Origin of the sequence: Inquilinus sp., from assembly GCF_039594555.1 — a bacterium.
In the GTDB taxonomy this organism is placed as follows: domain Bacteria; phylum Pseudomonadota; class Alphaproteobacteria; order DSM-16000; family Inquilinaceae; genus Inquilinus.
In genome coordinates, this window is sequence record NZ_JBCNNF010000007.1 from 1 (window position 1) to 22,183 (window position 22,183).

Annotated in this window: 18 protein-coding genes; 4 read left to right on the forward strand and 14 right to left on the reverse strand. The window is 68.1% G+C overall.

Going from position 1 to position 22,183, the window contains the following annotated elements:
- From ABDW35_RS01470 to ABDW35_RS01495, 6 genes are all read right to left on the reverse strand, one after another.
- Window positions 1-1,312, reverse strand: a 1,312-nt coding sequence (locus ABDW35_RS01470) for a TolC family outer membrane protein (protein ID WP_343712101.1), incomplete at its 3' end; no start/stop codon positions are given.
- A 233-nt stretch (window positions 1,313-1,545) separates the two neighbouring features.
- Window positions 1,546-2,613, reverse strand: coding sequence for an SEL1-like repeat protein (locus ABDW35_RS01475; protein ID WP_343712066.1), 1,068 nt, complete (start codon window positions 2,611-2,613; stop codon window positions 1,546-1,548).
- A gap of 694 nt (window positions 2,614-3,307) precedes the next feature.
- Window positions 3,308-6,037, reverse strand: coding sequence for a sugar-binding domain-containing protein (locus ABDW35_RS01480; RefSeq protein WP_343712067.1), 2,730 nt, complete (start codon window positions 6,035-6,037; stop codon window positions 3,308-3,310).
- 224 nt (window positions 6,038-6,261) lie between these two features.
- Window positions 6,262-7,548 (reverse strand): sugar ABC transporter substrate-binding protein, encoded by a 1,287-nt coding sequence (locus tag ABDW35_RS01485; protein ID WP_343712068.1) that lies wholly within the window; start codon window positions 7,546-7,548, stop codon window positions 6,262-6,264.
- A gap of 22 nt (window positions 7,549-7,570) precedes the next feature.
- Entirely contained in the window at window positions 7,571-8,416 is an 846-nt protein-coding gene (locus ABDW35_RS01490; RefSeq protein ID WP_343712069.1) for a carbohydrate ABC transporter permease, read from the reverse strand.
- The gene (locus ABDW35_RS01495; protein ID WP_343712070.1) at window positions 8,416-9,267 is read right to left on the reverse strand and encodes a sugar ABC transporter permease; all 852 of its coding nucleotides are present in this window, start codon (window positions 9,265-9,267) and stop codon (window positions 8,416-8,418) included. The genes ABDW35_RS01490 and ABDW35_RS01495 overlap by 1 nt, the downstream gene beginning before the upstream one ends.
- Before the next feature lie 279 nt (window positions 9,268-9,546).
- On the opposite strand from ABDW35_RS01495, the gene dgoD reads away from it, so the two are divergent.
- From dgoD to ABDW35_RS01515, 4 genes are all read left to right on the forward strand, one after another.
- Entirely contained in the window at window positions 9,547-10,719 is a 1,173-nt protein-coding gene (gene dgoD / locus ABDW35_RS01500) for a galactonate dehydratase (protein ID WP_343712071.1), read from the forward strand.
- 1 nt (window position 10,720) lies between these two features.
- Window positions 10,721-11,497, forward strand: coding sequence for an SDR family oxidoreductase (locus tag ABDW35_RS01505; RefSeq protein WP_343712072.1), 777 nt, complete (start codon window positions 10,721-10,723; stop codon window positions 11,495-11,497).
- Window positions 11,490-12,224, forward strand: coding sequence for a FadR/GntR family transcriptional regulator (locus ABDW35_RS01510; RefSeq protein ID WP_343712073.1), 735 nt, complete (start codon window positions 11,490-11,492; stop codon window positions 12,222-12,224). The genes ABDW35_RS01505 and ABDW35_RS01510 overlap by 8 nt, the downstream gene beginning before the upstream one ends.
- Before the next feature lie 379 nt (window positions 12,225-12,603).
- Complete coding sequence (locus ABDW35_RS01515) at window positions 12,604-13,683, forward strand: ROK family protein (protein ID WP_343712074.1); 1,080 nt, start codon at window positions 12,604-12,606, stop codon at window positions 13,681-13,683.
- A gap of 4 nt (window positions 13,684-13,687) precedes the next feature.
- On the opposite strand, the gene ABDW35_RS01520 is transcribed toward ABDW35_RS01515, so the two are convergent.
- From ABDW35_RS01520 to ABDW35_RS01555, 8 genes are all read right to left on the reverse strand, one after another.
- Window positions 13,688-14,698: a hypothetical protein gene (locus ABDW35_RS01520; protein WP_343712075.1), complete on the reverse strand. Its 1,011-nt coding sequence runs from the start codon at window positions 14,696-14,698 to the stop codon at window positions 13,688-13,690.
- 33 nt (window positions 14,699-14,731) lie between these two features.
- Complete coding sequence (locus ABDW35_RS01525) at window positions 14,732-15,613, reverse strand: ABC transporter substrate-binding protein (protein WP_343712076.1); 882 nt, start codon at window positions 15,611-15,613, stop codon at window positions 14,732-14,734.
- Between the two features lie 55 nt (window positions 15,614-15,668).
- Window positions 15,669-16,421 (reverse strand): amino acid ABC transporter ATP-binding protein, encoded by a 753-nt coding sequence (locus tag ABDW35_RS01530; RefSeq protein ID WP_343712102.1) that lies wholly within the window; start codon window positions 16,419-16,421, stop codon window positions 15,669-15,671.
- Window positions 16,422-16,456: 35 nt separating this feature from the next.
- Complete coding sequence (locus tag ABDW35_RS01535) at window positions 16,457-17,353, reverse strand: amino acid ABC transporter permease (RefSeq protein WP_343712077.1); 897 nt, start codon at window positions 17,351-17,353, stop codon at window positions 16,457-16,459.
- Window positions 17,350-18,327 (reverse strand): BadF/BadG/BcrA/BcrD ATPase family protein, encoded by a 978-nt coding sequence (locus ABDW35_RS01540; protein WP_343712078.1) that lies wholly within the window; start codon window positions 18,325-18,327, stop codon window positions 17,350-17,352. The genes ABDW35_RS01535 and ABDW35_RS01540 overlap by 4 nt, the downstream gene beginning before the upstream one ends.
- A gap of 255 nt (window positions 18,328-18,582) precedes the next feature.
- Window positions 18,583-19,161 (reverse strand): PqiC family protein, encoded by a 579-nt coding sequence (locus ABDW35_RS01545; RefSeq protein ID WP_343712079.1) that lies wholly within the window; start codon window positions 19,159-19,161, stop codon window positions 18,583-18,585.
- Window positions 19,161-20,858: an MlaD family protein gene (locus ABDW35_RS01550; RefSeq protein ID WP_343712080.1), complete on the reverse strand. Its 1,698-nt coding sequence runs from the start codon at window positions 20,856-20,858 to the stop codon at window positions 19,161-19,163. Before ABDW35_RS01550 ends, ABDW35_RS01545 begins: the two co-directional genes overlap by 1 nt.
- Window positions 20,851-22,140: a paraquat-inducible protein A gene (locus ABDW35_RS01555; RefSeq protein ID WP_343712081.1), complete on the reverse strand. Its 1,290-nt coding sequence runs from the start codon at window positions 22,138-22,140 to the stop codon at window positions 20,851-20,853. The genes ABDW35_RS01550 and ABDW35_RS01555 overlap by 8 nt, the downstream gene beginning before the upstream one ends.
- Window positions 22,141-22,183: the final 43 nt, after the last annotated feature.

Genomic DNA, 22,183 nt, shown 5'->3' on the forward strand with positions numbered 1-22,183 from the left:
TCAGGCTGCCGACGGCGTTGCGCAACTGGTAGCCGGCGACCACCTCGTCGCGCCGGGACCGGACCAGGCTGAGCTGGACGCTGAGCAGATTCTGCTGCTCCTGCAGCACGTCGAGCACGGTGCGCGTTCCGACCTGTGCTTCCTGCTGCAAGCCTGAGACCGCCAGCTGCTCGGCCTTGACCGCGGCCTGGAACGACTTGATCGCGGCCCGTGCCGTCACCAGCGCCTGCCAGGACTGCACGGCGCTCTGGATCGCCTGGCGCCGCTGCGATTCGATCTGGATCCGCCGCTGGCCATGGGTGTATCGAGCCTGGCGAACCAACGATTCCTGGTTGCCCTGCGAATAAAGCGGGATGCTCAGTTGAGCCAGGATCACGGCGGAATCGACGCGGGACTGCGCCCCGGAGCTCGTCTGCTGCGACCCGAAGATCGTCTGATCGGATGTCCCCGACGGATGTGAAATTGTGGAATACTGCCGCTCGAACCGTGCCTGCACGGTGAGCTGCGGCAACAACGCACCGAACTGTAGGTCGATATTCGCTGCCGCGGCCCGTTCGGTGAACACCGCCGCGACAATGCCGGGATAATTCGCCTGGGCCTGCTGGATCGCCTCCTGCATCGAGGACGGCAGGCCGGCCGGCACCGTCGGCGTCTCCAGCGTTCCGGGCGGCTGGCCGATCACGCGCTCGAAGGTCGCGCGGCTGGCGCGAAGCGTGCCCTCGGCCTCGATCCGCCCGGCGACGGCGCTGGCCAGGCTGGCCTCGGACTGGCTGACGTCGGTGCGGGTGACCTCGCCGACATCGAGCCGGCCCTGCTGTGCCTGGAGATTGCGGCGCTGGAAGGCTTCGTTCTGACGTTGCACGTCCAGCGCCGCCTGCGCCTGGACCACGTCGACATAGGCGGTGGCGGCATCCAGCAGCACCGTCTGCTCGGTGGTCTGGACGACGGCACGCGTCGCCATGATCGTGTTCTCGGCACGGTCGACGGCGGCGGGAGTCTGTCCGCCATCATAGATCTGCTGCGTGATCGTGATGCCGAGGGTAGCTGGATTGACTTCGTGCCAGCGACTATCCCGCCCCCCGCCGCCAAGCGGGGAACCGCCTGCGACCCCATCGGTCTGGGTGTTGCTGAACTGGCTCCCGATCGAGCCGGTGGCGGTGATCTGCGGCCGGTAGCCGGACAGGGCTTGGGCGATGCCTTCGTTCGTCGCCTTCAGTTGGGCGATGTCGGCGGCAAGATCCGGATTGGTGCTGTAGGCCGACGCCAGCGCCTCCGTCATCGTCTGGGCCGACGCCGACGCAGCGCTGAGCATCAGCACGGATACCATCCCGCAACAATGCCTGAGCCATCGATATCGCATCATCGTCAATGCTGCCCCATGGTTACGTCGATCTCGCGCCTTGGTGGTGTCTGGAACCAAACGCTTGTTGATGCCCAAGCAGAGTTAGCCGGACAGAAGCAATAATTGCCAAATACTACATAGTATTAATCCGACTTCAGTCTCCCATAAGAACAGAATAGAAAACAAATTCGACATAGATCGTATTATTCAACCGGAGGCAGCATTCGACTATCGGCAACCTCGGCCGATCCTCCCTGAGCGACGAGGGTGGCGGTGCGAAGAGCAGCCAGCAACGATGACGAGGGCCGCCCGGTCGCCGGTATATCGTGACTCCGTTGGAAGGCTGCGACGGCGGACCGGATCTTGCGTCCCATCCGACCGTTGATCCGGCCTCTATAGAACCCCGCCGCCGCCAGCAGCTGCTGGACCTCGATGATCTCGGCAGTCGTGAGCGGCCGGTCAGCCGCAGCCACGAGCCGGGTCCCGGGCATATCCGATCCCGGGATATCCGGCGCGTCGACGGAGATTGGCGGCGCCAGCCGCGAGGCCAGCTGGTTCAGGATCCGGTCCGCATCGTCATCCGATGTCCCGGCCGGACCCGGCGTGAGCAGGATCTCTCTCGGCGCGGGATCTATGAATCCGGCGCGGGATACTCTAGGAGTGTCGGCGTCGACGAAGGCCTCCAGCCTTGTAAGAGAGGCCTCGGCCTGCGCGTCTCCGGCGTCGGCCGCAACCCGGTACCATCCGGCGGCAGTGGAAGGGTCGGGTGCTCCGAGCTCACCGCTTTCATAGAGCCGCCCCGCATTGTAGGCACCGCGTGGATTTCCGGCGGCACTGGCCCGGAGAAACCAGGCCAGCGCCTCCTGCGGGTCGTGCGCCGCACCGGAGCCGTTAAGGTAGGCAAGGCCCAGGGCGTTGAGCGCACCAGGATGCCCGGCGGCTGCGGCATCGCGAAAGCGGGCCACCGCCTCTTCCGGGTCGCGGGGCACGCCGAGGCCGCGCTCCAGCAGAACACCGAGATTGTAGGAGGCGCTGGCCACGCCCTGGTCGGCGGCCCGCCGATACCAGTAGGCAGCCTGCTCCAGGCTTCGCGACACCTCGATCCCGAGCGCGAAGAACGTGCCGAGATCGTTTTCGGCGTCCGCCTGCCCGGCCAGCGCGTCGCGCGCCAGGCGGCGCAACTCGGCGGAGGCGTTATCCGGCAAGGGGAGCGCTGCTATCCCGTTCCGCACTGGGATGCCGACATCGGATCCCGGCTGCAGCGCCGCCATGGGGCCCGGGACAGACGCCTCAGGTCCCAAGCGCGGCACGGCCGCTGCCGGGGCAGACATCGGGTGGCCGCCGGCCGCCAGCGGGACGGCCCCGGCATCACGGCCGGCAAGTCCTTCCGCAAAGGCACAGTTGCATCCGGCCAGAATGGCCAGGATCGCGACCGCGTGCCGGGGGGCCACGCTGAAAGCCATCTGGCCCCGATCAGGCCGGATACTGCGATCTCCTGAAGCTTTCACCTGGCCTCCCCGCCCGACTAGGTGCGGGCCGCCGCCGGGATCAGATTGGGCATGGGGACCGGGCAAGTCGTATCCTGATGGAGAGCGAAGCCTGCCCGGCCCCATGTGAGGGAGCTGCCGGGCTGATCGGCGGGGGGCGCCCAGCCCTTTCATTTCCCGAGGCAGATCCTAGGCATTCCGGCCGCTTCCGACCTAGATGCACTTCCGGCGGCGTCCTTGCTCTCGGAGCCGATCCTTGGATGAATCGCCCTCTCCTGCCGGTCGATGCGCTACGCCTTTTGGGACCTGCCTCCCATGCTCAGCGCGCCTCGCCTTGGCAGGGTGCCGTCTTCACGTCGGCCCTAAAGGAAGCCTCGCCCGGAGCCCCCGGACGGGATCGCCAACTGGAACGCCTGGACCGGTGACGGCTTGGTGCGACCTGGCGAGCGCCTCACACACCAGGGCCCGTACGTCCTCCTCACGATCGAAGATCGAGTCCTCCGCGCGTCATCAGATCGTCCGACCAATCCAGCACCGACTTTCGATCCAGGATGGCAGGCTGCCGCTCTTCCCGGTCGCGGACGAGATGCTGGGCAAGCGCATGTCGCATTGCCGACGCGACCGGGCGTCGGTCGAGGTCGCTGGCAAGATCGATTGCGCTGATGACGAGGCGGCCGCGCCCGATCCGGCACTCCGCCAGAAGCGCGAGGTCTCGATTCGAGTTCCAATCGTCGATAACGCGGACAATCGGCGACAGGCCAAGCCCGCAGAGATCGAGCGCCGCACGGCCATGAACGAGTTCCCACCAATGCCAATCGGAAGCCCGGCCGCTCGGGAACGCGCTGAAGATCGGATGGTCCTGATCAATCAGGAGGCCGAGCGTGTGCGGCGGCTGGCGGCGGGTCCAGAGCGTATTCCAGAAGACGGTGGTGAAGCCGAGGATGCTGTCCTGCCGGATCGCCTTCGGATCGGGCGACCAGACAATGGTCTCCCCCGCCTCGATCCGGCTGAGGACCGCCTCGTTCAGATCCGCCACGATTTCGAGCGGCACCGCCCCGCTGGCCTTCTCGAAAATCCAGTAGCCCCAGCGATTGCGGTATCCCGTCCCGGCAAGCTCGAGCAGCAGCTCGTAACGGCCCTGGGCCAGGGCGCTGGTTTCGATCGCGAGATCGGCGATCCGATGGAGGTCGCCTGTGGTGAGCCGGCGAGCCCTGATCTCACCCTGATCGATGACTGTCCCGGAGTCATCGGCCAATGACCAGCGCAGCACCGCATCCTCAATATCCGCCGGTCCGAATTGCGCGACCTCGACCGCCGCCCTGATCGGCTCGCCTCGCGTCGCGACGAAACGCTCGCTCCTGACCAGCGGCACGACGGGCGCGCAGAACTCGCGGAACGCCTCTGGCGAAACATAGGGCTTCTGGTCCCAGAAGGCATCGACGACGCCGACCAATGCCGTGCCCTGGCCGGGAAAGTCCTGCAGGCCGAGCAGCTGGATGCCGGCGAGGTCCCTCGTCCGCAGCGCGCTTTCGATGTCCTCCTTGTAGAGCTTCGTCTGCAGGCTGCCGCTCGCCACCAGGAAATCCCGGGCGAGGTCGAGCATGCCCTTGGCGGCGAGGTCGTCGCGGACCCGGGCGAAATTCCGCGCCTCGACCACGCCCCGATACTTCTCGATTTCATCGAGGTTCGGGAAGACGCACCACTGGCCCATCTCATGCGTCACGAGCGGCATATCGACCGCATCGCGATAGGCGCTCCAGTCGGTCATCGTCTCCAGCGCCTGCGCGTTGAGCCGCCCGGCGAGCCCTTCGCCCCAGCGCTGCGATCGCGGCTCGGGCTTCGAGGCGTAGTCGGCCTCGGCGATCGTCGGCCAGCCGGAACAGCCGGTGTAGAGCCGGCGCGGATCCGCTTCGGTCCAGTGCGCGACCCAGCGCGACAGGAAGGCATGCAGTCCCGGCCCGTGCGGCTCGTTGCCCACCGCCATCATCACGAAGGACGGGTGATTGCCATAGGCGCGGACGATCCGCTCGGATTCCTCGTGGATGAAGCGGTCGAGATTGGGGTCGGAGCCGAGCACGGCCCAAACCGGCGTCTCGACATGGAGCAGCACGCCCATCTCATCCGCCGCGACGAAGGCGGCTTCGGGTGGGCAGTAGGAATGGAAGCGCACATGGTTGAGACCATAGGCCTGTACGGTCGAATAGACCTTGCGCCAGCCGTCGACGTCACAGGGCGGATAGCCCGTGAGCGGAAAGATGCAGCAATCGAGCGTGCCGCGCAGGAAGACCGCCCGGCCGTTCAGGCGCAGGCGCCGCCCGTCACGGGTGAAGGAACGGATGCCGAAGCTCGTCTCGTTCCGGTCGACCGGAACGCCGCCGCGCGACCATTCGACATCGAGCCGGTGCACGACCGGCGAGAACTCGTCCCAGAGTCCCGTCGCCTCCGGCAGATCGACATCAATCGAGACCGGGGTGAAGCCACTGCGGATCGTGACCGGCCGCTCGATGACGAGCGGCTCCGCGACGCTGGCGAGGCGGAATCGCAGGACCAGCCGGTCCCCGGCATCGCGAGTCCAGAAGGTCGGATAGTGAATGTCGGTGTCGAACCCGTCGAGTTCGATGTCGATCCGCGCCCGGCGGGTCGGAGCATGGATGGCGACGCGGCTGATCGCGCCGACCGAAGCCTCGATCCGCAGCGAGCCGACGACGCCGTTCCAGTTGGTCTGGGTGTGGTCCGTGTTGGAATGGGCGACATTCTCCATGCCCGCATGGGTGATCGCCTCGCCGACGGCCTCGACCCGCTCATTGTCGATCATCAGGACGAGGCGATGCGGGCCGGCCGCGAGCTTCCCGAGCAGGAAGCGGTGCTCCGTCGAAAGGCTGCGATCGCGGCCGATCTTGATGCCGCCGAGCCAGACCGTCACCTCGCCATGCGGCCGCTCCAGCACCAGCTGGTGGTAGAGCCCCGCCGCCTCCGCCGCGACCTCGAAGGAGCGGCCGTACCAGGCGCGGCCGACATAGGGATGGCGGCGCGAGAGATGCGCCATGGTGCCGTCCGGGTTGGCCGGCGCCTTCCGCGCCTCGTCGACGCTGCCGGGAAGCGCGATCGTGTCGTCGAGCTCGCGGCCGAACCACGCCTCCTTCAGGCCGCGATGATCAGGATCGAGCGCGAAGGACCAGGTCCCGGCGAGGGATGTCGCGAACAGCATTGTCACTCCGGATGATCATGAAAGAGGAGCCGGGCGGCGCAGCCGCGAAACGCCCGCGCGGACCGTCCCATGCCTCGACCTCAGAGACCGTTTGGAAATGCGCTGGTGTGAGTCGGCTGGCGGTGGTTTCGAGAACCGGAGCGCAGCGCACGTTTGGTGCGTGAGCACAGGAAGCGCAGAAACCGCCGTCAGACGGCCGCACCAGTCGCATTTACAAATGGTCTCTACATCTTCGCCTTGATCTCGGCCTCGGCCTGCGCCAGCGCCTCGTCGATCGACTTGCCGCTCGTCACCACGGCGTTCACCGCCGTCTCCACCGCCAGATAGGCGACGGAATCGAGTGGGTTGGTGGTCTGCGGCACCATCTCGGCCTGCACCTTGGCGAAGATCTCGTTGGTGTTCTCGCCCCCGTAATAGGGGTCCTGGAAATTGATCCAGGTCGCTTTCCCGGCCGATATGTAGGCCGGGTAGAGATCGCCTTTCTCATATTGCAGCTTCAGGCTGGTGTCGTTCATGGCGATCCATTTGACGAGCGCCCAGGCCGCTTCCTTGTTCTCGCTAGTCTCGAGGATGCCCAGGAAGTCACCGCCCCAATTGAAGGCCGAGACGCCGTTCTCCGCCGGCGCCGGCACCACGCCCCATTTGCCGGCATCGCCCGGCGCATAGGCGCTCTTCAAGAGTCCGCCAAACCAGTTGCCGATGACGACGGTCGCGATCTGCCCGCGGGCGAAGGCGCCCTGCCATTCCGGTGTCCACATGGCGAAGGGCGAGATCAGCCCTGCATCCCGTGCCTTTGCCACCAGCTCGAACGCCTCCTTGAAGACCGGACCGTTCACCAGCAGCTTGCCGTCCTCGTCGAAATAGGAGACGCCGCGCTGGGCGATGTAGGCGAGAACCAGCTCATTGCCTGTCCCCACCATCCAGCGTTCGTTCGGTTTGGCGATCTTCCGGCCGGCCTCGATGAAGGCGTTCCAGTCTTTGAGCGTCGCCGCGAGAGCCTGAGGGTCGCCCGGAAGGCCCGCCGCTTCGAACAGGTCGCGCCGGTAGAAGAGAGCGCCCGGCCCCGTGTGCTTCGGCAGCGCGAAGATGCGGCCCGTCGCCGGATCCTCGACCTTCGACCAGGCGAACGGGGCGAAATCGGCCTTGAGCGCGCCGGCGTTGAAGGGCGGCTTCGACAGGTCGGCGAATTGCTGCTTCTCGCTCAACTGCGCGACATTGTTGATCTCGACCATCGCGACATCCGGGCCGGTGCCGGCGAGAAGCGCCGAGAGCAGCTTGTTCAGATAGGCGTTCTTGCCGGAGGGGAAGCCCTGGATCCGGACCTTGATGTTCGGATAGGCCCTGTTGAACTCCGGCAGCAGCGACGTCAATGTCCGGTCGTTGTGCGGCCAGGTCCAAAGGCTGACGGTGCCCGAGATCCCGGTGTCCGGCGTCTCCTGCGCCACCGCGGTTCCCAGGCTTGCGGCGAGGCCGAGCACCGTCGCCGCCATGACATTCCAGTATGTCTTCATGTCGGGTCCTCCCTTCGATCGCTCATGACTTCACGGCGCCGCCCGTCAGGCCGCTGATGAACTGCCGGCTCAAGAAGCCGAAGAGCATGAAGACCGGCACGAGGCCGATCAGGGTGGCGAGCATCACGGCCGGAAGGTCGGCGAAATAGGTCGAGTTCAGCGAGGTGAGCGCGAGCGGCACCGTGAACTTCGCCTGGTCGGTCAGGATGACGAGCGGCAGCTGGAAATCGTTCCAGGTGCTGATCAGCGTCCAGACGCCGAGCGCGGCGAGGCCGGGCCTGATGATCGGCAACACGATCCGGAAGAAGGCCGAGAAGGTGCCGGCGCCATCGACCTCCGATGCTTCGTAGAGCTCGTGCGGCACGGTGCCGGAGATGTAGGTGTACATCCAGATCACACCGAAACCCGAGGCGAGTGCCGGCACGATCAGCGGCCAGAAGGTGTCGAGCCAGCCGAACCAGTTCATCTCGAGGAAGAACGGGATCAGCGCCAGCGACGGCGGGAAGAACAGCGTCGCGAAGGCCAGCAGCAGCAGCGGCCCGTGGCCTTTGGCGCGCCGGTAGCGGGCGAAGCCGTAGCCGGCGAGGGCGCTGACCAGGACAAGGCCGATCGTCTTCGGCACGGCGACGATCAAGCTGTTCACCAGCGGCGCCAGCGGCTCGTATACCGCCTGGATGCGGGCGAAATTGTCGAGGAGAGCATCGCCGAAGAAGACCGGCGGCGGGAACTGGAACACCTCCTCCAGCCGCCGCGTCGCCATCACCGCGGTCCAGTAGAGCGGCAGGATGAAGACCAGGGAGAAGAGGCCGAGGCCGATGGTGATCAGGATGTTGGCGCGCCGCTCGCGCTTGGCGAAGAAGCCGGCCATCATGCCGTCCCCACCGTCATCCGCCCGAGCAGGCGGTGATAGACGACCGTCAGCAGCGTGATCACGGCGAAGATGTACCAGGAGACCGCCGCGCCGAGCCCGAAATCGAAATTGGTGAAGGCGGTCGCGTAGAGATACATGCCGAGCGTCGTCGAGGCATTGTCGGTGCCGCCCGTGCCCGCGGTGAGCACATAGGGCTCGTCGAAGATCTGCAGCCCGCCCAGGGTAGCGTTGGTGATCGAGAAGCCGAGCGTCGGCAGCATCAACGGCGCGGTCACCCGCAGGAAGACCTGCACCCGGCTGGCGCCGTCGATCCGCGCCGCCTCGTACAGATCGCGCGAGATCGACTGCAGTCCCGACAGGAAGATCAGGAAATGCCAGCCGGTCCAGCGCCAGACGACGAGGAGGATGACGAGCGGCTTGATCCATGCCTCCGAGCCGAGCCAGTCGAAATAGAAGGGCTCGCCCGTCACCGCGCCGATCACCGTGTTCACGATGCCGCCATTCGACGAGAACATCACACGGAGGATGATCGCCGAGATCGCGGGCGCGACCAGGAGCGGGAACAGGAAGACGACACGGAAATACTGCCGCCCGACGACCACGAATTCGTTGACCAGGACGGCAAGGCCGAAGGCCAGCGTCACCGTCGCGACCGATGAGGCGATCCAGACGATGAAGGTGTTCCAGATCGCCTGGCGGAACACCGGATCGGCGAGGGCCCGCAGATAATTGTCGAGGCCGACGAATTTCGGTGTGCCGAAGCCATCCCAGCGATTGAAGCCGAGATAGAGCGAGAACAGGACCGGGAAGAGGCTGAAGACGGTGAAAATGGCGAAGAACGGCGCCACGGTCGCATAGAAGGCGCGATCCCGGCGGGACCGGTACCCGGGTGACGGAACCGCTGAGGCGCTGCCAAGCCGCATCCCTCCCTGCCCCCTTTTATCAGACTGTTTCCTATTAAACATCCGATATTTGATCGAGGGTCAAGCCTCTTGTCGGGATTTTGAGAGGGGCATAACTCCTGGAACCAGCAGCTAAACCAGCATTGACCCGGCTTCCGTCGCCGACTTGACGTTCGCGATCCGCACATTCATAACTTTAATAAATCAGACAAGCAGGAGAGCCCGGTGAAGATCACCGCCATCCGGACACGGATCGTCAACGCCGAGATGCGGAACTGGGTCTTCGTGAAGGTGGAGACCGACCAGCCGGGCCTCCATGGCTGGGGCGAAGCGACGCTCGAATGGAAGACCCGGGCGGTGGTCGGCGCGATCGACGATCTCGCGCCGCTGATCATCGGCCGCGACCCGCGCGACATCGAGCAGGCGGTGCGCGCCATGAAGAAACAGTCCTTCTGGCGGCTGGGCGCCGTGGCGATGACGGCGATCTCCGGCATCGAGATCGCGCTTTGGGACATCCTCGGCAAGGCGCTTGGCGTGCCGGTCTGGCGCCTGCTCGGCGGCAAGGTACGCGACAAGGTCGGGGTCTACACGCATCTCGGCCTCGGCGACATGCGCGCCGTCTATGAGACGCTGGAGGTCGACCCGCTGGTCGAGCGTGCGCGCGCCGTGGTGGAGAGCGGCTATCACGCCTTCAAGGCCGTGTTCATCCCCTACACGCATTTCCATGCGCCGCTGCCAGAGATCGACAAGGTGGCGCGCCTGATGGACGCCCTCCGGTCCGCCGTCGGGCCGGAGGTCGAGATCATGGTCGACTTCCACGGCCGTCCGGCGTCGGTCGGCGCGGCGCTCGCCTATATCGACGCGCTTGCGCCCGGCCGGCCGATGTTCGTCGAGGAACCGCTGCCGCCCGGCGACACCGCAGGGCTGGCGGCCATCGCCGCCCGGACATCCGTGCCGGTCGCGACGGGCGAGCGCCTGGTCGAGCGGGCCGAGTTCACCGACCTCGTCACCAGCCGGGCGGTCAGCGTGATCCAGCCCGACATCTGCCATTGCGGCGGCATGCTGGAAGCGAAGAAGATCGCGGCGATCGCCGATACGTTCGGCATCGGTGTCGCGCCGCACAATCCGCTGGGGCCGATCGCCGGCGTCGCGGCGCTGCATTTCGCCGTGTCGACGCCCAATCATGTCATACAGGAGGAGATGGTCGGCGCCGTGCCCTGGTATTTCGATGTCGTGAAGGGTCCGATCCGGATGATCGACGGCTTCTGGCAGGTGCCGGACGCGCCGGGCCTGGGGGTCGAGGTCGACGAAGCCGAATGCGCACGCCATCCTTTCGCGCAGGAGGTCATCCATACGCAGCACGCCGTCCTCGCCGACGGCACGATCGTGGATTGGTGATATGGCGGAGCGGCTCAAGGACAAGGTTGCGATCGTCACCGGCGCAGGCCGCGGCATCGGCGCGGCCACCGCCGAGCGCTTCGCGGCCGAAGGCGCTGCCGTGGTCATTGCCGAACGCGATGCCGAAACAGGCGCGGCCATGGCGGACAAGCTTCGCGGCGCCGGTGGCAAGGCCCTCTTCGTCGAGACCGACGTGACCGGCGAGGCCTCGGTTGAGGACGCTGCCCGGACGGCGCTCTCCGCCTTCGGCCGCGTCGACATCCTCGTCAACAACGCCGGCATCAATGTCTTCCACCCCCCGCACGAGACCAGCGACGAGGAATGGCGGCGCTGCTTCGCGATCGACCTGGACGGCGTCTGGCGCATGACAAAGGCGGTGCTTCCCGCCATGCGGGCCGCGCAATCGGGCGCGATCATCAACATCGCGTCCTCCCACGCCTTCACCATCATCCCCGGCAGCTTTCCCTATCCGGTCGCCAAGCACGGTCTCCTGGGCCTCACCCGGGCTCTCGGCGTCGAGTATGCGCCGGAGGGGCTGCGCGTGAACGCGATCGCGCCCGGCTATATCGAGACCCAGCTTGCGATCGACCACTGGAACACGTTTCCCGACCCGGAGGCCGAGCGCCGGCGCGTCTGCGCGCTGCATCCGCCGAAGCGGATCGGCAAGCCGGAGGAGGTCGCGATGACCGCGGTCTTCCTCGCCTCCGACGAAGCGCCCTTCATCAACGCCGCCTGCATCGTCATCGATGGCGGCCGCTCGGTGCTCTATCATGACTGACACCGCCCCCGAGACGGGGGGGCGCGTGCTCTCCAAGCCGCGCATCCACGGCCAGGTGGTGCGCGCGATCGCGACCCGCATCCTGTCGGGCGAGTTCAAGCCGGGTTCGCTCCTGCCCTCCGAGAGCGAGCTTTGCGGAACCCTGAAGATCAGCCGGAGCGCGCTGCGCGAGGCGATCCGCGTCCTCTCCGCCAAGGGACTTGTCAGCACGCGCCCCCGGGTGGGCACCCTCGTGCGCGATCTCGAGGATTGGAGCCTGCTTGACCCGGACATGCTGGAATGGTCGATGGCCGGCGCGCCGAGCCCGGAATTCGTCCGCAGCCTGCTCGAGGCTCGTCGGGTGATCGAGCCTGCCGCGGCCCGCCTCGCCGCAGCCCGCGCTTCGGCCATGGATGTCGCGGAGCTGGAGGCCGCTTACGAGCGCATGGAGAGGGCAATGCCGGACGACATCGTCGCCTTCAACGAGGCCGATATCGACTTCCATCGCGGCCTTCTGCGGGCGAGCCACAATCTGGTCTTCCAACAGATGTGGACGACGATCAGCGCCGCGCTCGGCTATTCCTTCCGCATCTCGACGGGCCAGGCCCGCTCCCCGGCTCACTCGCTCCCCTATCACCGCGAGGTGGTCGAACGCATCCGGCTTCGCGATCCCGAAGGCGCCCATTCCTCGATGTCCCGCCTCCTCGATATCGCCGCCATCGATCTCGCCCTCATTATCGGCGATTAAGGTTCTCGCTGGCCGGCGCCCACCATTTTGTGACCGATTGCGGATCGGCCCGCTGATCTCTTCGCCTCGCGGACATGGTTGGACACGACCTCGGATCGGACGGTGTCGGTGGCCCAATGCCGGCTCGACCGGGAAGCAGAGACCGAGAAACCACCCGCGGAACCGGCGGTCCGGGTTTCGAAGCCGTTCCGCTTGCCCTATCATCGGCCGGTTCCTCCGCCACTGCGTGTCGATGCCGAATCCGCCGAAAGCCCTCCCGGTCGCCGGGCCGCCGCCAGCCCTCACCGAAAGCGCCCGCGCGGTCCTGCGGACCGTGTCGACCTCAGGCCCGATCACCCGGCCACAGCTGGGGGCGTTGCTCGCCTTCTCGAAACCGACCATGTCGGCCGCGGTCGGCGAGCTCGAAGCGCACGGGCTGGTGGCCTCGCGCGGGACGGTCAAGGGCCCGACGGGCCGGACCGCCGTCACTTATGGCCTCGGCCCCCAGGCCGGCATCGTCGTCGGCGTCGATGCCGGCACCACCCACACCCATGCGGTCGCGGCCGGGCTGGACGGGAGGCCGATCGCGGAAGCCGACCTGCCCTCGTCCGAGATCGACGGCGCTGTGGAGCAGGTGCTGGATCGCGTCCGCCGGGGCGGGCCGCTGCGGGCGATCGCCGTGGCGGTGCCGACGATCGTCTCCTCCGCCCTGGCGCCACGAGGCCGCGGCAAGGACCTCCCGGCCATCGCGCGGAGCCTGCAACGCCGCTTCCACGTGCCGATCCTGCTGGAGAACAACGTCAACTGCGCCGCGCTGGCGGAGCTGCGGGAGGGGACGGCCCAGGGGCGCGCGTCGTTCATCTACCTCCAGGTCGGCGTAAAGATCGGGCTCGGCATCATCATCGACGGCCGATTGTTCCGCGGCTTCAACGGCGCGGCCGGCGAGGTCGGGCGCCTGCCTTTCCCCTGGTCGGCAACGGAGACGCCGCGGCTGGAGGCGCTGGAGGAGTATCTGGGATCGGCCAGCCTGGTCGCCCGCTGCGCCCGCGATTGGCCATCCGATGAGGGTGCGCCACCGACGAGCGCCGAGGAGCTGTTCGCGCGGGCCGTGAGCTCGGCCCATGCGCGCGCCTGCATCGATCGGCATGCCGCGGATATCGGCCGGCTGGTCGCCGCCTGCGTCGGCGTGCTCGACCCCGGACTGGCGGTGCTCGGCGGCGGCGTCGGCCAGAACGAGCTGATGATGGAGCAGATCGCCCGGACGGTCGCCGAGCTGACCTGGCCGACCGAGATCGCCGTCAGCCAACTGACCCGGAAGGCCACGGTGCTCGGCGCCGTCGGGCTGGCGGCGGATTACAGCCTCGGCACGCTCCTAGGCGAGGATCGGCGCCCGGCCGTCTCGCTGCTGCCCGAGGCCGATAGGGCGGAGGAGCCGCGGCCCGCCCGCCGCCCGGCCCGGGCGGCAGGCGGGCCGCGCTGACCGGTCAGGCCGCCTTCAGGGGCAGCTTGGTATCGGTCTGCCGGTAGCGGAAGTTGCAGACCGGCAGGCCGGCCGCTTCGGCCAGGTCGGCGATCAGCAGCTGGGCCGGGATCGCCTGCAGGATCGCGCCCGGCAGCCCCGACCCGGGCACCCGGATCACCACCAGGTTCCTCGCATCGGCCACGTCGCCACGCGCAGTGATCAGCACCGACGGAATGCCGAAGCCGGCCAGATCCTGCGCCAGCGTCACCTCCCGCCCGTCGCCGAACAGGATCACGCCGCTGCGCGCGTCGTTCGGCTCCATCGGGCCGTGCAGGAAGTTCAGCGTGTCCCAGCCCTGCGCCGCGACGCGCACGGCCTCGCGGATCAGCAGCGCGGCGTAGCCGGCGGTGCCGAAGGCGATGCCGGCGCCGACGCAGTCGATGGCGATGCGGCCGGCCAGCAGCGCCGACGCCTTCGCCACCGGCCCGGCCACGGCGGCGAGGACGTCCTCGGCCGCTGCCGGCAGCGCGGCCCAGTCGGCGCCCGAAGGCCGGCCAGCGCGGTCGGCCATCAGGCCGATCGCCTGCAGCGCGCAGACATAGCTGGTGGTGTTCGGGCCGCTGTCCGGGCCGCTGGCCGTCGCGACCATGGTCCGGACGACCTCGCCCAGCGGCGTCTCGGCGGCCTTGGCGATGCCGAAGGTCGCGGCCTGCGGCCGGACCCGGATCGCCTGGGCGGGCTCGACGCTGCGGCCGGAGGCGGAAATCGCGACATAGGCATCGGCCGCGTCGACCGCCGGGTCGTAGAGGTCGGTCCCGGGCAGCGCGAAGGCCCGGATGCCCTGGCCGCGCATGGCCGTAGCGCCGGCCTCGGCCGCATAGAGGCTGGCGCCGATGCCGATCAGGGCGACGGTTCCCCGCTGCAACGGCGCCAGATCCGCCCGCTCCAGCGTCGCGGCCACGGCCTGCCGGCTCGCCTCCAGCGCCTTCGGCTGCAGGGCGATGCCGTCGCGGTAACTGACTCTGTCTGTCATGGTCTGGTCCGTTCGCAGTCGAGGAAAGGTGACTCAGTCGAGTTTCATGTAATCGGCCCAGCGGGCCGCATCGTTGACGGTGATGGTGGTGACGGCGTTCTGGCTGAGGCCCCACTTGGCGAAGATCTTCCCGTAGGCGCCGTCATCGATCATCTTCTGCAGCGTCGCCTTGATCGCGTCGCGCAGCTCGGGGTTGTTCTTGCCGACCAGGATGCCCTGGTAGCCGACCGCGTATTTGGCGGTGTCGACCAGCTCCAGCTTCTTGCCGGTCTGCGGCTGATGGGCGAGCGTGTAGGCGGCGACGCCGACCGTATCGAGCGAGACGTCCAGGCGCCCGCTGCGCATCGCCACCTTGGCCTGATCGTTCGACGGGAACTGCATCACCTCCAGCGGCTTGTCGGCCGGGCATAGCCCCTTCTGCTTGTCGAGAAGCTGCAGCGGGATCGAGCCCTGCACCGCGCCGGCGCGCAGACCGCAGATGTCACTGATCTTCTTGATGTTGTGGGGATTGCCCTCGAGCACGATCAGCCCGGTGCCTTCGAGCGTGTAGTCGATGATGTCGAGGATCTTCTCGCGCTCAGCGAAGTCGCCGAAGGCCGAGATGCCGAGATCGAAGCGGCCGGCCTGGATCGCCGGGATGATGCTGGCGAACTGGGCGGGGGAGAAGGTGAATTTGACCCCCAGCCGAGCCGCCATCTCGGCGGCGAGATCCTGCTCCAGCCCGATCAGGGTCGTGTTGTCGGTGTCGTAGAAATCATAGGGCGGCTGCTGCGGATCTGTGCCCACCCGGATCTCGCCCGCCTGCCGGATGGCTTCGGGCAGCATGGCTCGCAGCGCCGGGTCAACCTCCGCCGCCTGCGCCGCGCCGGCGCCAAGGATTGCGGCGGCCATCAGAACGAAAAGATTGCGCGTCATTGTCTCTCTCCCTGTTTGCGTTGCACGGTTTGCATCGATCCCGGCGGCGGCCTGGTCAGCGGACCCGCCGCAGGAACGCCTGGGTGCGCTGGTGCCGGGGATGGTCCAGCACTTCGGCGGCCGTCCCCTCCTCCACAACCACGCCCTGGTCCATGAAGATCACCCGGTCCGCGACCTCGCGGGCGAAGCCCAGCTCATGGGTGACGACCAGCATTGTCATGCCCTCGGCCGCCAGGCGCCTCATCACCGCCAGCACCTCGCCGACCAGCTCCGGGTCGAGGGCCGAGGTCGGCTCGTCGAACAGCATCAGCTTCGGGCGCATGGCCAGCGCGCGGGCGATCGCCACCCGCTGCTGCTGGCCGCCCGACAGCTGCTGCGGATAGGCCTGTGCCTTGTCGCTGAGATCGACCATCTCCAGCAGAGCGCGGGCACGGGCGACGACATCCGCCCGCGGCTCGCCGCGGATCAGCACCGGGGCCTGGACGATGTTCTCCAGCACGTCGAGATGCGGGAACAGGTTGAAGCGCTGGAACACCATGCCGATGTCGCGGCGCTGGCGGGCCAATTCGGCGGCCTTCAGCTCGTACAGGCGGTCGCCCCGGCGGCGGTAGCCGATCAGCTCGCCATCGACCAGGATCTCGCCGCCGCTGACCTTCTCCAGATGGTTGATGCAGCGCAGGAAGGTCGACTTGCCACTGCCGGACGGGCCCAGCATGCAGGCGACCTCACTCTTGCGGATGGTCAGGTCGATGCCCGACAGGACCTGCAGGCTGTCGAATGCCTTGCGCACGCCGATCGCCTCGACCATCGGCCGTGAGGCGGATGTCTGTCCCACCTCGCCCATCAGCCCTGCCTCCCTGCCGCGCCGAGGATCCGCCGGGCCTTCGAGGGAGCGCGGTCACTGCGGCCCAGGCGCCGTTCGATCCAGGACTGGCCGAGGGAGGCGGCCGTGGTCAGCACCAGGTACCAGATGCTGGCGACGATCAGCAGCTCGATGATCAGGAAGTTCTTGGCGTAGATGTTCTGGACCCGCGTCAGCAGGTCCTGCGCCGCCACGACCGAGACCAGCGAGGTGGTCTTCAGCATCGAGATGGTCTGGTTGCCGATCGGCGGGATGATGACGCGCAGCGCCTGCGGCAGCACGATCCGGGTGAGGGTCTGGAACGGGGTGTAGCCGAGCGCCGTCGCCGCCTCGCCCTGCCCCTTGTCGACGGCCAGGAGGCCGCCGCGGACGATCTCCGCCACATAGGCGGATTCGTTCAGGCTGAGCGCCAGCAGGGCGGCCGTGAAGGCCGAGATCAGCGTGTTGGTCTCGACATTCAGCGGCCCGACCTCGATGGCCGGGATGAACAGCTGGATGTTGAACCAGAAGATGATCTGCACCAGCAGCGGCGTGCCGCGGAAGAACCAGATGTAGAAGCCGGCAAAGCCGGACAGGATCGGATTGGATGCCAGGCGCATCATCGCCAGCACGATTCCGGCCAGGATGCTGATGGCCATGGCGAGGACCGTGAACACCAGCGTCAGCCGGATGCCGTCCAGGATCGTCAGATCGAAGAGATAGGTGCCGATCGCGTCCCATTGAACGTTCCGGCTGCTGGCGACCAGGGCGGCGAAGCCCAGGACCACCATCACCAGCAGGGCGGCGGCGACCCGCTGGCCCCAGTATCGCGCCGGGATGATCCGCAGCCCCGACGGGGTCGGCGTGCGCCCGGCGGGCGCCGCGTCAGTCGCCGTCATCGCATCCTCCGATCGCTGTCCGCCAGAACGGTCCGTGCGATCGCCGGCCGCGGCAGCTGCGGCGGCAGATCGCCCCGGATCAGGGCTTCGGCGAGCCGGACCGCGCCGAAGGCCGGCGGAGTGGTCAGAAGCGTCACGGCCCAGCCGGGCACCTGCTCGGCCATCGCGGCCTCAAAGGCCCGCATCAGCCGCGGCTGACGCGAGATGACGCCCCCGCCGGCGACCACGCTGCCGCCCTTCGCTCCTCGATCCACCAGCCGCCGGACCAGAAGGGCCAGGGCCTGACCGCCGGCGTCGATCACGCTCCGGGCGATCGCCGACCCGCCCTCCGCGGCGGCGAACAGGGCGGGCGCGTGGCGGCCGATCCCGGCGGCGCTGCCCTCGGCCGCCAGGGTCTTGCCGAGCCGGACGGGATCGTCGATGTCGAGGATCCCGAGCAGCGCCTGCGCCAGCGGGTCCAAGGCCTGGCCACGATCCATCGCGTCGCGCACCGCTCGGGCGGCGTCCCTCACCAAACCGCTGGCGCTGCCCTCATCGCCGAGAAACCAGCCCCAGCCCCCCGCCGTCAACATGGTGCCGTCAGGCAGGCGGGCGACGGCGATCGAGCCGGTGCCGGCGATGACGGAGATTCCCATCGCCTGCCCTGCCGCCGGCAGCAGCAGCTCGGAATCGTTGAGCACGAGGACCGCGCCGCCGGTCCGGGCCGCGATCAGCTCCTGGAACGCCCGACATTGATCGGTGCTGTCGCAGCCATGCGCGCCGACCACGATGGCGGCCGGTTCGGCGCCATCGACCGCCTCACGGACCATGGAGACGAGCGCAGCCGCATCCTCCTCGGCGCGATGACTGCGCCAGCCTCTGGTTGCTTCAGTCCGGTCGGCCAGGGTGATGCCGCCCCGCATCGCGACCAGCTGCGTCTTGGTTCCGCCGATATCGATGCCGGCAATGATCTCGCCTGCCACCATGCTTCCCATGATTCCAATCTCCATGAGTTAGTTAATCTAACTAACTTACAATTGCAACCGCTTCCGGCCGGTGGAACCACGTCGTCCGGGCGGGTGGGACTTTGGATCGAATGCCGAGGGATTTAGACAGAAGTGACTGCGGGACACGAAGTGACTTCGCTAGGCCGGACGCCGGCCGAGCCGACTCGAAGCGGGCGTCCCTCACCCCTGGAATGGTCCCGCCCGTGTCACATCGACGTTCCCGGTGGGCGGATGACCAAGCGCCTACCGAGCCGGCATCGGGCCGGCGATCCGGTCGGCCAGGTCGCCGAGGGCCTCGCTCATGGCCTTGACCTCGGCTGCCGTGCTCTGGTCTGCCGGCCGTCGGGAGATGCGGGCGGTCTCGGTCGCGGCGCGGCTCCCGACCTTCCCCCGCAGGCGCCATTGCGCCTCCAGCACGATCGTACCGTCGGCTTCCGGATCGAAGCGACCGACGGCGAGCTCGACCGTCAGCGTCTCATCCCCCGAAAGCGTGCGGCTGGTGGTGACGACCGAGCCGGCCGGCAGGCGCGCTGTCAGATCCTCCGCCAGCACCCGCTGCACCATGTTGGCCAGGGGCTCGCCCCAGCGCTCGAACTCGTTGACGCCCAGCTCGACCGTGCCGGAGCGGCGGACGATCTGGGGCCGATCGAGATATTTCGGCACCTCGACCGCGGCCACTGACGCCGTCACCGGCCGGCCGCCGAGCGGCGTGCCGGGCATGGCCGCCAGGGTGTAGACCCTGGGCGGCGGCGACGAGCAGGCGGCGAGCGCCGCCAGCAGGCCGGCCAGGACGGCGGAGCGGGACAGGGGGAGACGGCACATCAGTTCAGCCCTTCGGTCTTGCCCCGGATCAGCGCCTCGGGGTGCTGCTCGAGATAGTCGGAGAGGATGCGGATCGAGCGCAGCGTGTCCTCGACCTGGCCCATCAGCCGGGTCAGGTCGCGCTTGAAGGTCGAATCCGCGCCATAGCCCTGGTCACCCAGCGTGCCGCTGAGCCGCCGCACCGCCTGCTGCGCCGTGGCCAGCAGCGGCGGCAGCTGCTGCAGCGCAGGGCCGAGATTGCTGTTGGCCTGGCCCAGCAGCTGCTGGGTCGAGGCCAGGGCCCCGGCCAGCGAGCGCAGCGCCTCCGTGATGTCCGGCGAGGCCGCCAGCGACTGGATCGATTGCAGCGTCGCGTTGGTCTGCTCGACCAGCGTGTCGATCGGCAGCGCCGAGACCTTGTCGAGGATGCCGTTGACCGAGCGCATGACGCTGTCGAACTGGCCCGGGATGGTCGGCAGGATCGGATAGCGGTCCCCCTCCCCCACCGTCTGCGGATAAGTGTCGGGATAGATGTCCAGCGTCACCACCATCTGGCCGGTCAGCAGGTTGCCGTTCTTCAGCTGCGCCCGCAGGCCGCGGGCGACCAGGGCCTTCACCCGATCGGCATATTCGCCCGTGCCCAGCCCGGGCCTGGCCCCGACCAGCTCGATGCGCTGCGGCTCCAGCTCGACCAGGACGGGGATCCGCATCCGGTTCTGGACCGCGTCGTATTGCAGCCGGATCTCGGCCACCCGCCCGACCTTAATGCCGCGCCATTCCACCGAGGCGCCCGGCGCCAGCCCGCCGACCGAGCCGTCGAAATACAGGAGGTAGGGCAGGCGGATGGTGTATTCGGCCTCCTCCACCCCCTCCTGGTCCTTGTACAGGGTGTAGCTGGTGCCGGCCTTGGCCGGGTCGCCGGTGCGCGCGGCGGCGGGCGTGTCGAAGGCGATGCCGCCGGCCAGCACCGCCGTCAGCGACTCCAACTGCAGCTTGAGACCCTGTGGCCCGGTGCCGACGGAGATGCCGGAAGCGTTCCAGAAATTCGTCCCGGCATAGACCTGCCTGTCGAAGGGCGCGCGGACGAAGGCGTGGATGGTCACGCCATTGGCAAGGTCGGCGGCGTCGAAGCCCATGACCTGGCCGACCTGGACGTCGCGATAGAAGATCGGCGAGCCAGGGCCGACCGAGCCGATGCGGTCGGCCTTCAGCAGGAACTCCGTCCCCGGCACGTCGGCCCGGACCACCGGCGGATCCTCCAGCCCGGTGAAGTCGCGCCGGCTTTCGCCCTTGCCGGGATCGAGCTCGATATAGGAGCCGGAGACGATGGTGGAGAAGCCGGTCAGGCCACCGCTGGCGGACAGGCGCGGCCGCACCACCCAGAATCGGGTGTCCTGGTTCAGATGCGGCGCCGCCGCCTGGGTCATCTCGGCTGTGACCTCGACATGACTGAGATCGTCCGACAGGGCGATGGTCTTGACCGTGCCGAACACCACCTCCTTGTGCTTGATCAGGGTCTTGCCAGCCTCCAGACCTTCCGCCGACTGGAAGGTGATGGTGATGGTCGGCCCCTTGCTGGAGAAGGTGATCCAGCCGAGATAGCCGGCGACCAGCGCCGCCACGATCGGGATCAGCCAGATCGGCGAGAGCCGGCGCTTGCGGTCGATGCGGGGCGCGGCCGGGGCGGGGGCGCCAGGGCCGGGTCCGGTTTCAGTCATGGTCGGCACCGTTCTCTCCCGCCGCGTCCCACATCAGGCGCGGATCGAAGCTCATGGCCGCGATCATGGTGATGATCACCACGGCGGCGAAGGACACGGCACCGAGGCCGGGCTCGATCGTCGCGATCTGCCCCAGCTGCACCAGCGCCACCAGGATCGAGATCATGAAGATGTCGATCATCGACCAGCGGCCCACCGCCTCGACGACGCGGTACAGGACCGTGCGGTCCTGCAGCCGCCGCACCGCGCCGCGCCGGGTCGACACCAGCAGGATGATCAGGCCGACCAGCTTCAGCACCGGCACGGTGACCGAGGCGAAGAACACCAGTGCCGCCAGCGGCCACATGCCGGAATCGGCCAGCGCCACCACCCCGCTCATGATCGTATCCGGCTCGCCGCTGCCCAGCGAGATCACCGTCATCACCGGCAGGATGTTGGCCGGGACGTACAGGATCATCGCCGTGATCACCAGCGCCCAGGTCCGGGTCAGGCTGTCGGGCTTGCGTCGGTGCAGCACCGCCCCGCAGCGCGGGCAGTCCGCATGCCCGGCCACCGGCACGTTCGAGACCAGGCCGCAGGCGTGGCACAGCCGTGCCGGCCGCGCCGGGTCGGCCGGCGGCGGAACCGGCACCAGCCCGCGCCGCTCGAACACCCGCCACACCGTCTCGCCGTCCAGCGCCGAGCCGGCGGCGATGATCGCCAGCATCAGCGCGCCGACCGAGAACAGGCCGGGCCCGACCTCCACCGTCGCGAGGTCGATCAGCTTCACATAGGCGACGAAGACGCCCAGCAGATAGACCTCCATCATCGCCCAGGGGCCCAGCAGCTCGGCCCAGCGCCACAGCCGCGGCAGCCAGCGCGGCGGCCGCCGCAGGCGAAGCCCGCCCAGCACCAGGAACAGCGTGCCCAGCCGCAGGGCCGGTGCCAGGAACATGGTCAGCGCCACCACCGCCGCCAGTTCCCACAGCCCCTGCTGGTAGAGGGCGACAACGCCGGTGACCAGGCTGGCCGCCTGCACCCGACCGGAGATCTCGAGCGAGATGAACGGCAGGAGATTGGCCATCAGGAAGAACACCAGCCCGGCGCAGACATAGGCGAAGGCATGATCCAGCGACGTGGCCCGGAACTTGTGCAGGGTCGCGCCGCAGCGCCGGCAGCGGGCGGCCGTACCGTCGGGCAGCACCGGCACATCGTGCCGCAGCCCGCATTCATGGCATTCCATCAGCCGGCCGGGCCCCCGCCCGGCCGGCTCGTCACCTTTAGCAACAGTGCTATCGTTCAACCGGATTCACCTGTTCTGCCATTTCCGATCCACCCGACCCAGC